This is a genomic window from Streptomyces sp. MH60 (assembly GCF_002939385.1).
GTDB lineage: Bacteria > Actinomycetota > Actinomycetes > Streptomycetales > Streptomycetaceae > Streptomyces.
This window is the reverse complement of record NZ_MULI01000025.1, coordinates 17,747-31,174: the sequence shown is the minus strand read 5'-3', so window position 1 is coordinate 31,174 and position 13,428 is coordinate 17,747. Positions and strand designations below refer to the sequence as shown.

11 protein-coding genes are annotated in these 13,428 nt (G+C 74.6%); 6 read left to right on the top strand and 5 right to left on the bottom strand.

Annotated features, from left to right (window positions below):
* Nucleotides 1–113 precede the first annotated feature (113 nt).
* Both BZZ08_RS17845 and catB read left to right on the top strand, forming a co-directional pair.
* Nucleotides 114–341 (top strand): hypothetical protein, encoded by a 228-nt coding sequence (locus BZZ08_RS17845; RefSeq protein WP_104633235.1) that lies wholly within the window; start codon nucleotides 114–116, stop codon nucleotides 339–341.
* A 134-nt stretch (nucleotides 342–475) separates the two neighbouring features.
* Nucleotides 476–2,755, top strand: a complete 2,280-nt coding sequence (gene catB / locus BZZ08_RS17840) for a catalase CatB (protein ID WP_104633234.1) — start codon at nucleotides 476–478, stop codon at nucleotides 2,753–2,755.
* 54 nt (nucleotides 2,756–2,809) lie between these two features.
* Here the strand turns inward: catB and BZZ08_RS17835 are convergent, their stop codons facing one another.
* A complete protein-coding gene (locus BZZ08_RS17835) occupies nucleotides 2,810–3,691 on the bottom strand; it encodes a diacylglycerol kinase family protein (RefSeq protein ID WP_104633233.1) in 882 nt (293 codons plus the stop codon).
* Between the two features lie 73 nt (nucleotides 3,692–3,764).
* Nucleotides 3,765–5,363, bottom strand: coding sequence for an FAD-binding oxidoreductase (locus tag BZZ08_RS17830; protein WP_198601551.1), 1,599 nt, complete (start codon nucleotides 5,361–5,363; stop codon nucleotides 3,765–3,767).
* 72 nt (nucleotides 5,364–5,435) lie between these two features.
* Here BZZ08_RS17830 and BZZ08_RS17825 point away from each other — a divergent pair, with 72 nt between their 5' ends.
* Nucleotides 5,436–6,053 (top strand): TetR/AcrR family transcriptional regulator, encoded by a 618-nt coding sequence (locus BZZ08_RS17825; protein WP_104633232.1) that lies wholly within the window; start codon nucleotides 5,436–5,438, stop codon nucleotides 6,051–6,053.
* Nucleotides 6,050–7,633: a glycerol-3-phosphate dehydrogenase/oxidase gene (locus BZZ08_RS17820; protein WP_104633231.1), complete on the top strand. Its 1,584-nt coding sequence runs from the start codon at nucleotides 6,050–6,052 to the stop codon at nucleotides 7,631–7,633. The genes BZZ08_RS17825 and BZZ08_RS17820 overlap by 4 nt, the downstream gene beginning before the upstream one ends.
* A 113-nt stretch (nucleotides 7,634–7,746) precedes the next feature.
* On the opposite strand, the gene BZZ08_RS17815 is transcribed toward BZZ08_RS17820, so the two are convergent.
* A complete protein-coding gene (locus tag BZZ08_RS17815) occupies nucleotides 7,747–8,025 on the bottom strand; it encodes a hypothetical protein (RefSeq protein WP_241965504.1) in 279 nt (92 codons plus the stop codon).
* 174 nt (nucleotides 8,026–8,199) lie between these two features.
* On the opposite strand from BZZ08_RS17815, the gene BZZ08_RS17810 reads away from it, so the two are divergent.
* Complete coding sequence (locus BZZ08_RS17810; protein ID WP_104633230.1) at nucleotides 8,200–8,565, top strand: STAS domain-containing protein; 366 nt, start codon at nucleotides 8,200–8,202, stop codon at nucleotides 8,563–8,565.
* An 8-nt stretch (nucleotides 8,566–8,573) separates the two neighbouring features.
* Here BZZ08_RS17810 and BZZ08_RS17805 read toward each other — a convergent pair whose 3' ends face one another.
* A complete protein-coding gene (locus BZZ08_RS17805) occupies nucleotides 8,574–9,002 on the bottom strand; it encodes an ATP-binding protein (RefSeq protein ID WP_104633229.1) in 429 nt (142 codons plus the stop codon).
* 177 nt (nucleotides 9,003–9,179) lie between these two features.
* The gene (locus tag BZZ08_RS17800) at nucleotides 9,180–10,526 is read right to left on the bottom strand and encodes an endo-1,4-beta-xylanase (protein WP_104633228.1); all 1,347 of its coding nucleotides are present in this window, start codon (nucleotides 10,524–10,526) and stop codon (nucleotides 9,180–9,182) included.
* Nucleotides 10,527–10,781: 255 nt separating this feature from the next.
* Here BZZ08_RS17800 and BZZ08_RS17795 point away from each other — a divergent pair, with 255 nt between their 5' ends.
* On the top strand, nucleotides 10,782–13,358 hold the full coding sequence (locus tag BZZ08_RS17795) for a SpoIIE family protein phosphatase (protein WP_198601550.1): 2,577 nt from the start codon (nucleotides 10,782–10,784) through the stop codon (nucleotides 13,356–13,358).
* Nucleotides 13,359–13,428 lie beyond the last annotated feature (70 nt).

Sequence of the window (13,428 nt, the reverse complement as noted above, 5' to 3'; positions counted from 1 at the left end):
CCCTCCCGCCTGCGTCCTCCCGGACCCGCCCTCCCCCGTGCGCGCTCCCCCGGTGGCGTGCCGCGTCCGGGCCGGTGACGCTGGGACGGCACCCGCGAGAAGGAGTCGTCCCCATGCGCAAGTCGTCGTGCACCGTGATCGCGGCCCTGGTCCTGTCGGTCCTGTGCGCCACCGGAGCGCGGGCCTCGGTGCCGCGCGCCCCGGGCCTTTGGCGCGACGTGACGGCGACCGCGTGCATCGAGGGCGGCGGAGTGATCGTCATCTCGGCGGACGGTGACGGGACCGGCTCCTTCACGGCGCTCTGCCAGGGCGGCACCCACGACGGACAGACCGTCACCTGAGCCGACGGCTTCCGTCGCCCGCGCCCATGCCTTGAGTCCCGAACCCTGGGTACGCGGTCACGGTCCACCACGGCAGTCGGTACTCGAACACGACCGGGCGCGTGCAACGGCCCGCCCAGAACGGAGAAAGGCCGATGAGCGAGGCCAATCCCCTCAAGCGAGCAGTCCACAAGGTGACCGAGGGCCTGCACGGCGAGGCCGGTGGTCCGCCGGACGGGATTCCGGGCCGGCCCGGCCCCGAGTCGCCGCCCGTCGCCGAGCCCACCGAGCCCCGCGAGCCGCTGCCCCCGAAGCCGGACCAGAGCGGCCCGGACACCGTGTCGCCGACCGGTCAGCCCACGGGCGCCGACCAGGCCCGGGTGGCGCAGTCCGGCAGCTACCTGACGGACGCTCAGGGGACCCGCCTGTACGACACCGACCACTCGCTGAAGGCCGGGCCGCGCGGGCCCGTGCTGCTGCAGGACCACCACCTGCGCGAGAAGGTCATGCACTTCGACCACGAGCGCATCCCGGAGCGCGTGGTGCACGCGCGGGGCGCGGGCGCGCACGGGGTGTTCCAGAGCTACGGCACGGCGGCCTCGGTGACCAAGGCCGGGTTCCTGGCCGCGGACGTGGAGACGCCGGTGTTCACCCGGTTCTCCACGGTGGTCGGCTCGCGCGGGTCGTCGGACACCGTGCGGGACACCCGCGGGTTCGCGACGAAGTTCTACACCAGCGAGGGCGTCTTCGACCTGGTCGGCAACAACATCCCGGTCTTCTTCATCCAGGACGCCATCAAGTTCCCGGACGTCGTGCACGCCGCGAAGCCGCACCCGGACCGGGAGATCCCGCAGGCGCAGAGCGCCCACGACACCTTCTGGGACTTCGTCTCGCTGCACACCGAGGCGACCCACCACACCATCTTCTTCATGGGCGACCGCGGCATCCCGCGCTCCTACCGGATGATGGAGGGCTTCGGCGTCCACACCTTCCGGCTGGTGAACGCCGAGGGCGCCACGACGCTGGTGAAGTTCCACTGGAAGCCCAAGCTGGGCGTGCACTCGCTGGTCTGGGACGAGGCGCAGATCATCAACGGCGTCGACCCGGACTTCCACCGCCGGGACCTCGCCGACGCGATCGAGGCGGGCGCGTACCCGCAGTGGGAGCTGGGCATCCAGACCTTCCCCGACAACCCGGAGCAGACCTTCGAGGGCATCGACCTGCTGGACCCGACCAACCTCGTGCCCGAGGAGCTGGCGCCGGTGCAGCCGGTCGGCCTGCTGACCCTGAACCGCAACCCGTCCAACTTCTTCGCCGAGACCGAGCAGATCGCCTTCCACGTCGGCCACCTGGTGCCCGGTATCGACGTCACCGACGACCCGCTGCTCGCGGGGCGGCTGTTCTCGTACCTGGACACGCAGATCACGCGTCTGGGCGGCCCCAACTTCCCGCAGCTGCCGATCAACCGGCCGCAGGCGCCGGTCAACGACATGCTGCGGGACGGCATGCACCAGACCGCCGTGCACCGGGGTGTGGCGCCCTACCGGCCCAACTCCCTGGACGGCGGTTGCCCGTTCACCGCGGGCGCGGACACGAGCGCGTTCATCGAGGCTCCGGTCCGGGTGCCGGAGGGGAGGAAGGTCCGGGAGGCCCCCGAGTCGTTCGCGGACCACTTCAGCCAGCCGCGCCGGTTCTGGCTGAGCATGAGCTCGGTGGAGCGCGAGCACATCATCGGCGCCTACACCTTCGAGCTGGGCAAGTGCTACGAGCAGGCGATCCGGGAGCGGACGCTGCAGGTCCTGGCCAACATCGACCCCGAGCTGTGCGCGGGCGTCGCCGAGGGTCTCGGCCTGCCCGCCCCGCAGCCGACCGTGCCGCTGGCCGACGTCGAGCCCAGCCCGGCGCTGTCCCAGGTGGGCGGTACCTGGCCGCTGGACGGCAGGGTGATCGGCATCGTGACCGGCGGGGCCGACCTGGAAGGCGTGGGCGCGGTACGGGAGGCGGTGCTGAACGCCGGGATGGTGCCGCTGGTGGTGGCGCCGACCGGCGGCACCCTCGGCTCCGGCGACGCCGCGCTGACCGTGCAGCGCAGCTATGTCACCGCGCGGTCGGTCGAGTTCGACGCGGTGCTGCTCGCGGGGACGCCCGACATGGGCGGCGACGCCTACACCCCGCGCGACTACAAGGCCGGGCCGGCGCCCGCGGGTCCGGGGACGATCGACCCGCGGGTGAGCCTGCTGCTGTCGGAGGTGTTCCGGCACGGCAAGGCGATCGGTGTCTGGGCGGGCGGCGAGCCGGCGCTTGCGGCGTCGGGTGTGCCCGCCGACGCTCCGGGTGTGGTCGTCGCCGACTCCGGCACCGCGGCCCTGGAACGGGTCACGGAGCTGATGGGTTCGCACCGGGTGTGGGAACGCTTCACCACGCCGCGAGGCTGAACCGACGGGCCGTGGGGCCGGGCGCCGTTGCGGGCGTCCGGCCCCGCGGTGTGTTCAGCGCAGGACGCGCAGCGCGCCGGGCAGCACCCTGGCGGTGACGGGCACGACGGCCTCGACCTCGCCGTCGGCGCCGTAGGGTATCGCCCGGTCCGCCTCGATGCGGACCTCCCGGCCGCGCAGGACGCGTACTTGGGGCCGGCGGAGGTGGGCGCCCGTCGAGAGTTCGTTCATCAGGGCGAAGAACAGCCGCCGCGGGGCGTCGTGGATCATCACCACGTCCAGCAGGCCGTCGTCCACCCGGGCGGAGGGGGCGACGAGGCGGTTGAAGCCGTAGTAGCCGGAGTTGGCGGCCACCACCGTGTAGCCGCTGAAGGCGTGCTCCTCGCCGTCGACCGTGACCCGGTAGCCCGCCGCACGCCAGCCCGCCACGGCCCGCACCGCCCCCGCGTAGTAGGAGGCGGCGCCGCGCAGCAGCCGCGCGTGGTTGGCGTGCCGGTTGGCGAGCGCGTCGACACCGGCGTACACGCTGCCGAGGACGACGGTGCGGTCGTGGACGGCGGAGGTGACCTCGACGGTGTCGACGGGGCGGGGTTCGGCGTGCAGCAGCACCTCGGCCAGTTCGGCGGGTGCGGTGGGCAGCTCCAGGGCGCGGGCGAAGTCGTTGCCGCGTCCGGCCGGGACCAGTCCGAGCACGGCTTCGGTGCCGCTGAGTGCGCCGCCGATCCCGCCCGCCATGCCGTCGCCGCCCACGGCGAGCACCACCCGCCCCCGCTCCCCGGCCTGCCGGGCGAGTTCACGGGCGTGCGCGAGGCTGTGGCTGTACTCGGTCTCCAGCCCGGCCCCCGCCTCCCGCAGCAGGCGGGCCACCCCGAGGAGCGCGGCGGCCGAGGTGGCTCCGCCCGCGGTGGGGTTGACGACGGCGGTGAACTGTCGCATCGAGATGCCTCCGGGCTGACGGGTGGTGCCGGACTGTTGTCTCACGGGGTGGGGAGCGGGCCGTGCGGCGGGGTCAGTCCGCGGGCAGCAGGACGCCCGGGCTGAGCAGTCCGGCGGGGTCAAGGACCCGCTTGACGGCGCGCAGGGCCTTGACGCCGAGGGGGCCCGCCTCCCGGACGTACCAGTCACGGTGGTCGGTGCCCACCGCGTGGTGGTGGGTGATGGTGCCGCCCGCGGCGAGGATGGCGTCGTTGGCGGCGTGCTTGGCCCGGGTCCAGTGCGCCACGGCGTCCTCGCCCTGGGCGGAGACGACCGTGAAGTACAGGGAGGCGCCGTTCTCGTAGACGTGCGAGATGTGGCACATGACCAGGGGCGGGGTGCCGGCCCCGGTGAGGGTGGCGGTGAGCGCCTCGCGGACGGCGGCGTACAGGGCGGGGAGGCGGGACCAGCGGGCCGCGGTCTCCAGGGTCTCGGCGAGCGCCCCGGCGTCGAGCAGGGAGTCGCGCAGGTACGGCGCCGCGTAGCGGCCGTGGGCCCAGCGCTCCCCCGGCTCCTGTCCGGCGAAGGTGCCGCCGCTCTCGCGCAGGACGGCGGCGGCGCCCTCGCGGCGGTGCGCGGTGTCCTCCTCGGTGCCCTCGAAGCCGACGACCGCCAGGCATCCGGCGTCCTGGCGCTCCAGGGAGGCACCGATGGCGTCGGGCTGGGCGAGGCCGATCAGGGTCTCGGTCTCGTCGGACAGCCGCAGCACCGTGGGGCGCGGGCCGTCCTGGGCGAGCCGGCGCAGGGCGGCGGCGCCCTCGTCGAAGGAGGCGAAGCGCCAGCCCTCGTAGCGGCGGACCTCCGGTACGGGTCGTACCCGCACGGTGACGGAGGTGATGACGCCGAAGGCGCCCTCCGAGCCCAGGACGAGCTGGCGCAGGTCGGGTCCGGCCGCCGAGCGCGGGGCACGGCCGGTGTCGAGGGTGCCCTCGGGGGTGGCGAGGGTGAGGCCGAGGACCATCTCGTCGAAGCGGCCGTACCCGGCGGAGGCCTGTCCGCTGGAGCGGGTCGCGGCGAAGCCGCCGATGGTGGCCCACTCGTAGGACTGGGGGAAGTGGCCGAGGGTGTATCCGTGTGCGGCGAGCAGCGCCTCGGCCTCGGGGGCGCGCAGGCCGGGCTGGAGGGTGGCGGTGCGGGAGACCTCGTCGAGGTCGAGCAGCCGGTTCATGCGGCGCAGGTCGAGGGCGACGAACGCACCCCGGCGCCCGGGGGCGAGGCCGCCGACGACGGAGGTGCCGCCGCCGAAGGGGACGAGGGGCAGGCGGTGTTCCGCGCAGGCGGCCAGTACGGCGAGCACCTCGTCGTGGCTGTCCGGCAGGACGACGGCGGCCGGGGTGTCGGTGACGTCACCGGTGCGCATCCGGAGCAGGTCGGGGGTGGACTTGCCGCGGGTGTGCCGGATGCGGCTCTCCGCGTCCGTGCGCACGTCCGGCGCGCGCTGTCCGACGGCGGCCTCCAGCGCGCGGCGGGCGTCCGGGTCCAGCGGCGACTCGGGTACGTCGATCTCCTCCAGCGGGAGGGGCGCGGCCTCGCGGGGGGCGACGCCGAGCAGCTCGCGCAGCAGCCCGGTCACCGTGTCGGGCAGCGGCGTCGCCCTGGCCGGGTCGCCCCAGCCGTTCCACAGCATGTCCATTGCCTGTCGTCCTCACGGTCGCTTTCGAGGGATGCCGTACGCACCGCCCCACTGGGCGTTACACTGTTACACATGACGCCCAAACGTCACAACCATGCGAGCAGGCAGACCCCCTCGGACAACGACACGGTGCTGGACGCCGTGCGCGACTGCGTGCTGGCCGTCGGGGTGCGGCGCACGACGATGACCGACGTCGCCCGCCGCGCCGGTCTCTCCCGGATGACGCTGTACCGGCGCTGGCCGGACGTGCGGTCCCTGGTCGGCGACCTGATGACCCGGGAGTGGATCGCGGTGGCCACCGGCGCCGTCCCCGGACCCGGACAGGACACCGACACCCGTTCGCGCATGGTCGAGGGCCTGGTGGCGGGGGTGGAGGCGTTCCGCGCCCATCCCCTCTTCCGCAAGATCGTCGACGTCGATCCGGAGCTGCTCCTGCCCTACGTCCTCGACCGGCGCGGGGCGAGCCAGGAGGCCCTGCTGGAGCTGCTGGCCGACGTGCTGGAGGAGGGCCACGCCGACGGGTCGGTCCGCCGGGCGCACACCGGGCGGCAGGCACGCGCGGTGCTGCTGGTGGTGCAGTCCTTCGCCCTGTCGCTGCGGACCATGACCGACGAGGACGACGCCGAGCTGACCCCCGCGGCCCTCCTCGCGGAGCTGCGCACCATCCTGGAGAGGACCCTCACGCCATGAGCCCCGCCAGCCGCCCCGCCGCCGGGGCTTCCCTGTCCGCCGCACGGCGCTCCCGGGAGGTGGCCGACACCGTCGGCGGCCCCGTCGTGGACGTCCTGGTCGTCGGTCTCGGCGCGACCGGTGCCGGTGCCGCCCTCGACGCCGCGGCCCGGGGCCTGAGCGTCGCCGCCGTGGACGCCCACGACCTGGCCTTCGGCACCTCCCGCTGGAGCTCCAAGCTCATCCACGGCGGCCTGCGCTACCTCGCCTCCGGCCAGCTCGACGTCGCCCACGAGAGCGCGGTGGAACGCGGGGTGCTGATGGAGCGCACGGCACCCCACCTGGTACGCGCCCAGCCGTTCGTCCTGCCGCTCACCCCGCTGGTCTCCCGCGGCCAGGGCGCGCTGGCGTGGGCCGGGTTCCGGGCCGGTGACACCCTGCGCCTCGCGGCGCGCACCGCACGGGCCACGCTGCCCGCGCCGCGCCGGCTGTCCGCGGTGGAGACCCGGCACCTCGCCCCCGTGCTGCGCTCCGACCGGCTGCGGGGCGGGCTGCTCTCCTGGGACGGCCGGCTCACCGACGACGCCCGGCTGGTGACGGCGCTGGCCAGGACCGCGGCGGCCCGCGGCGCGCGGATCCTGACCCGGGTCAGGGCGCTTGAGCTGACCGGATCCGGCGCCCGCGTACGCGACGAGCTGACCGGTGAGGAGGGCGTGATACGGGCTCGCGCGGTGGTCAACGCCTCCGGGGTGTGGGCCGACGGCCTGGTGGACGGCATCCGGATCCGCCCGTCCCGCGGCACCCACCTCGTCCTGCGCTCCGAGCGGCTCGGCCCGCTCCCGGCCGGCCTGCACGTGCCCGTCCCCGGCGAGACCAACCGCTTCGTCCTCGTCCTGCCCCAGGGCGACGGCCGCGTCTACGTCGGGCTCACCGACGAGCCCGTGGACGGAGACGTTCCGGACGTGCCGGAGGTACCCGAGACGGACGTCGGCTTCCTGCTCGACGTGCTCGGCTCGGTGCTTGACGTGCCGGTCCGCCGCGAGGACGTGGTGGGCGCCTTCGCGGGCCTGCGCCCCCTGCTCGACACCACCCCATCGGACCGGCCCGGCGCCGGGCCCCGCACGGCCGACGTCTCCCGCCGGCACGCCGTGCTCACCTCGTCCGAGGGCGTGATCACCGTGGTCGGCGGCAAGCTCACCACGTACCGGCGCATGGCCGAGGACGCCGTGGACGCCGCGGTCGCCGCCCGCGGACTGGCCGCCGGGCCGTCCCGCACCGCCGCGCTGCCCCTGGTCGGCGCCGCCGCCCCGCACACCCTGGCCGTGGTCCGGGCGCCGCGCCGCCTGGTACAGCGGTACGGCACCGAGGCCCCGGCGGTCCAGGCCCTCGCGGCCCGTGACCCCCGCCTCGCCGGACGGGTCCTGCCGGATCACCCCGTCACCGGGGCCGAGCTGGTGTGGGCCCTGCGCCACGAGGGTGCCCTGGACGAGGCCGACCTGCTCGACCGGCGCACCCGCATCGGCCTGGTCCCCGAGGACCGCGCGGCAGCCCTGACCGCCGTCCGCGACCTCGTCGGCGAGATCACGGCGGAACCCGCCTGACGCCCGGCCGCCCGTCGGATCTCACCGCGCCGCGACCTGCGCGCCGACCGGTACGGGCCGCACCCGACCAGGCGGGTTGTCTCGCAACGCCCGGGCCGGGCCGGCCTGATCGGTCAGCCGTTGCGGTCGTCCTCCTGGACGGCCCTGCGGAGCCTCGCCTCGATCTTGTGCCGGGACTGGCCTCCCTCCTTGACGTACTCCGACATCGCGGTCCGCGCGTCCCGGTCCAGGTCGCGCCAGGCCCGCACGGCGGTCTCGTACGTGTCCGACTGCCGCGGGGTCCACTGATGCTGCGTGGGAGGCCCGTACGAGTCGCGCAGCTCCTCGACCCGGTGCTGGGCCAGGTCAGCCGCGCGGCGCTTGTGCACGAGTTCCTCGAATGTGTGTGCCACCACACCTCCGACGGTAGTCAGAGGAACGCCGTCGCGCGCGTCGAGCGCCTCGCGGCCGTCCGGCCGATGTGTTCCGGTCCGCTCAACTGGGCCACGCGGGCGGCGAAGAGCCTTAACATCAAGCCACCGAAGACGGCCGGGGCATATGCGGCGCACACGAGAGATGGGGTCGGCGTGGCGGAGATCGAGGGAGCGGCAGTACCGGAGCGGCTGCTGATCACCCGTACCACCACGGGCGGCGGTGTCAGCCTCGTGAGCCTCTCCGGGGAGGTCGACCTCGACGGCAGCAGTCAGCTGCACGAGGTCCTGCTGGCATCGGTGGAGTCGGCGCCGGGCACCGTGGTGGACTTCGGCGAGGTGGGGTTCCTCGACTCCAGCGGCATCAACGTCCTCATCTCCGCGCACCGGGCCGCCGAGTCCCGCGGCGTCTGGTTCCGGCTCGCCGCACCGCGCGACGCCGTCGAACGCGTGCTGCGGCTGGTGGGCGTCGACGCGCTCATTCCCTGCTACCCGAGTGTGGAGCAGGCCCTGACCGCCTGAGCGGGGGGTCAGGCCAGCGGCAGGCGCGCGTACACCGTCTTCCCGGTCGCGTGCGGCTTGGTGATGACCTCGCCGCACAGCCGCGTCACGATCTCCAGTCCGTGCCGGCCGACCCGCAAGGGATCACGGGGCAGGAACGTGGGGAAGGCGTCCCCCGTGTCCGACACCGCGAACTCCACCCGGTCGTCCACCAGGGTCAGCTCCAGCCGGCAGGGGCCGGGCGCGTGCCGCAGCGCGTTCGTCACCAGCTCGGTCGCGACCAGACGGGCGGCGTCCAGGAAGGCGTCCGACAGGTCCAGGCCCCGCTCGGCGAGCCGCGCGACGAAGCCGTGCACGACGTCCCTGGAGGCGGGGATCATCGCCGATCCGCCCCTGAACTCGGCGACCGCGGACACGACGGAGGCATCCGCGGCGTCGCATCCGTGCGCCGGAGTCATACCGAGCCTCACCGTCCGGTCCGGGGCCGAGTGGAGGAAGCGAAGGTCCCCCGGTTCTCACGATACGCACCAGGACGCTTTCCACGATCCCTTTGCCCCAACTTCGGCCGGACACACCGCCTTTCGAACGGGCCCCGGGCCGACCGCGCCCGCGGACGGCCGGCCCGGGCCACCGGGTCAGGACGCGGTGCAGGCGCCGACCGTGGGCGCGGCGTCACTGCCGTTCTTCGCCACGGTGAACCCGAAACTGGTCGACGCGCCGGCCGCCAGGGTGCCGTTCCAGCTCGGCCGCACCGTCATGACGTCGCCGCTCCGGGTGGGCGTGCCGTTCCAGAGGGACGAGACGGTCTGCTGCGCGGGCAGGGTGACCGTCGCGGTCCAGGAGCTGATCGGCTCACCGCCCGCGGTGATGGTGACCTGGCCGTTGTAGCCGCTGCTCCAGTCCGCGGTCCTGGTGTACGTGGCCGTGCAGCTCACCGCGCCGTCACCCGGGTCGCCGGGCTCTCCGGGGCCGCCCGCGCCGCCGAGGGCGGCCAGGACGGCGTCGTAGGCCGGCTTCTCGTTGTAGTTGCCGTCGAACAGCAGCGGAGTGCCGCTGCTGCGCCACGAGTACGTGTCGGTGACGCCCCAGACCGTCATGCCGGTGCAGCGGCTCACCGCGAGGCAGGCCCCCACCACCTTGGTGTAGTCGGCGGCCTGCGCGGAGCCGGAGCCCTCGATGTCCAGCTCCGTGATCTGTACGTCGACGCCGAGGTCGGCGAAGCGCTGGAGGTTCTGCCGGTAGTCGGACGGGACCGGGGAGTTGCCGTTGAAGTGGGACTGGAAGCCGACGCAGTCGATGGGCACGCCGCGGGACTTGAAGTCCTTGACCATGTTGTAGACGGCATTGCTCTTCGCGTTGACGCCGTCGGTGTTGTAGTCGTTGTAGCAGAGCTTGGCGGCCGGGTCGGCGGCGCGGGCGGTGCGGAACGCCTCCTCGATGAATCCGTCGCCCAGCTTGTCCTGGAAGGGCGAGCTGCGCCGGGCGCCGCTCCCGCCGTCCTGGAACGCCTCGTTGACGACGTCCCAGCTGTGGATCTCCCCCTTGTAGTGGCCCATCAGGCCGTTGATGTGGTTGTTCATCGCGGTGCGCAGGTCGGAGGCGCCCAGTGAGCCGACCCAGGAGGGCAGTTGGGAGTGCCAGACGAGGGTGTGGCCCCGCACGTCCATGCCTTCGCTCCGGGCGTGGTCCACGATCCGGTCGGCGGAGGTGAAGGTGAAGGTGCCGCGGCCGGGCTCGGTGGCGTCCCACTTCATCTCGTTCTCGGGCGTCACCGAGCTGAACTCGCGGTCCAGCGTGGCGGTGTAGTCGGCCTCGCCGAGGTGGCTCGCCGCGACGGCGGTGCCGAAGTAGCGCCCCTGTCCGGCCGCCGCGGAACCGAGCGTGTCGGCGGCTTCGGCGGAGTGGGCCGCGGCCGTCAGCGCGGCCGCGGCCACGAGACCGGCGGTGGCCGCTCTCGCCAGGCGTCTCACGATCATGCTCATGTCATCCCGTTCCTTGCATCGGCGTGCGGGGGCGTTCGGAGGGGCGGAGGTCGCCGGACTTCAGCCGGGGATTCGAAAGTTTCGGTCAGATTTCCGAATGTCGCGGAGGAGATTACGGACTCCCGTCCGTCGGGTCAACGCCCCGTCACCACCCGGTCACGCTCACCCGTGTGGCCCGATCGGGTGCGCGACCCCGGGGGGTGGCGCATTCTTGCTGTGTCGCCCGCGCGGCGGCGCACGGACGAGGTGGGGCCGATGAGTACGGGCGCCGAGCACACCGAGAACACCGAGGGCACCGCCGGGACGCCCGGACGGCTGGCGGCGCTGCTGATCGACGCCTCCACCCGGGCGATCGGCGCGGCCGACGGCCGTGCGGGCGGCGTGTACCTGCGTTCCCCCACCCCCCGGCTGCTGCGGCTGGCCGTCCTCGCCGGGCTGCCGGGCCCCCTCTTCCGTCCCTGGTGGCGCCTGCACGCCGACAGCCCGTTCCCGGTCGCCGACGCCTACCGGCTGGGCGTGCGCGTGGTGCTGCCCAACGCCGCGGAGACCATGCGCCGCTATCCGCAGTTCGCGGCGGGGCTGCCCTTCCCCTTCGGGTCCCTGTACGTGCCCGTCGCCGGAGTGAGCCGGACCTACGGCGTCCTGACCGTCCTGCGGCCACCCGTCCCGGACGCCGCCGACCTGCTGGAGGGCGCGGACCGTGTGGCCGGACTGGCGCAGGACCTCGGCGCGGCCCTGGAGCGGCTCGACGCCGGCCGGGACGCGCCGGCGGTCGCCTGGGAGGGCGGGCCGCTGTGCGTACGGCCGCCCGCCTCGGGACGGCACCCGTGGCGCGTCGGAAGTTTCGGCTGGGACCCGGACTCCGGTGCCGTCACCCTCGACGAGCCGCTGTGCGTCCTGCTCGGCATCCCGGCGAGGATCGCCGGAGCCCCGGCGCCGCTCGACACGCTCACCGGTGTCCTGGCCCCGGACGACGGCCACCGGATCGCCGCGGCGCTGCGGAACACGGCCGCGGGCCGGCCGCCCCGGCTGCCCCTGTACGTGCGCACGGCGGAGGGTCCGCTGCGGCTGGTGGAGCTGTGGCGGCCGCCGTCCTCGCCGCCCGTCGGCGGGCCGGTGCGCGGCGCCGTGCGCGATCCCTTCGACGGCACCGTGGCCGATGCCGCGGCCGACCTGCTGCCGGAGGGCGTCTGCTGCGTGGACCGCCTCGGCACCGTCGTCTACGCCAACCCCCGCGCCGCCCGGCTGCTGGGCAGGCCACGGGCGAGGCTGCTCGGCCGTTCCCTGTGGGAGGCCGTTCCCTGGCTGGACCGGGCGGCCTACGAGGACCACCTGCGCGGCGCCCTGCTCTCCCCGGAGCCGGTCGCCTTCCACGTCCGGCGACCGCCCGACGCGAGCCGCCGCACGGCGCCGCGGCCCTACGAGGGCGACTGGCTCGCCGTCGGCGTGCATCCGGGGCCGGACCTCCTGACGGTCACGCTCCGCCCGGCCAACCGGGTGGCCGACGCGTCCGCCGGCCTCACGCCCGAGCACGGCGGGCCCGAGGGCGGCGCCGGGCCCGAGGACGGCGCCCCCGCGCCGCCGGTCATCACGACGGCACCGGAGTACCGCCCCATCGTCCTGGCCGTGGCCCTGACCGAGGCGGTCACCGCCCGCCAGGTCTCCGAGGTGGTCGTACGGGAGCTGCTGTCGGCGTTCGGCGGCCGCCGGCTCGCCATCTACCTGCTCCAGGACCGGCATCTGCACCTGGCGTGGGAGACGGGTTTCCCGCCCGGCTTCCTCGCGCCCTTCGAAGGAGTGCCGCTGGACGCCCGGCTGCCCGGCGTCGAGACGCTGACCAGCGGCCGGCCGCTGTTCTTCGACTCGATGCAGGCGCTCGCCGCCGCGTACCCGGGCATCCCGCTGGACGCCACGGAGGGCGCCCGCGCCTTCCTGCCGCTGATCGCCACCGGCCGCCCGGTCGGCTCCTGCATCCTCGGTTTCGAGCGTTCCCGGGGCTTCGGCACCGAGGAGCGCACGGTGCTCACCGCCCTCGCCGGGCTCATCGCCCACGCCATGGAGAAGGCCCGGCGCTACGAGTCCGAGACCGCGCTCGCCCGCGGGCTGCAGGAGGTGCTGCTGCCCCGGCGGCTGCCCGCGCACCCGCTGCTCGACACCGCGGGCCGCTATCTGCCCGGCACCCAGGGTCTGGACGTGGGCGGGGACTGGTACGACGTGGTGGCCTCCGGCGACGGCATGGCCCTGGTCATCGGGGACGTGCAGGGGCACGGCGTGCAGGCCGCGGCCACCATGGGGCAACTGCGCAGCGCGGTGCGCGCCTTCGCCCTCGGCGACCGTCCGCCCGACGAGGTGATGAGCGGCGTCAACCACCTGCTGGCCGATCTGGACCCGGGCCTGTTCGCGAGCTGCTGCTACATCCGGCTCGACCCGGCCACCGGGCGGGCCTGCGCGGCGCGCGCGGGGCACCCGCCGCCGTTGCTGCGCCACCCGGACGGACGCACCGAGACGCTCGACCTGCCCGGCGGGGTGGTGCTCGGGGTGGACCCGGGCGCGCCGTACCCGCTGACCGAGTTCACGGTCGAGCCCGGCGCCGTCCTCGCCCTGTACACGGACGGTCTCGTGGAGCGGCCCGGCACCGACATCGACGAGGGGATCACCGCCCTGCGCCTCGCGCTGGCCAGGGCCGGCGCGCCCGCCGCGCGGCCGGGGAGCCGTTCGCTCGCGGGCGTCGCGGACCGGATCGTCGTGACCGCCCGCCGCACCACGGACCGTCCCGACGACATCGCGCTGCTGCTCGCCACCCGCCGGGCCCGCCCGGGGAGTCCCGGGTGAACACAGCCGTGCCCGACCCGGTAAACCGCGGCGCCCACGCCCGCGGCCCCCGTCCGGCCGGCCCCCGTGT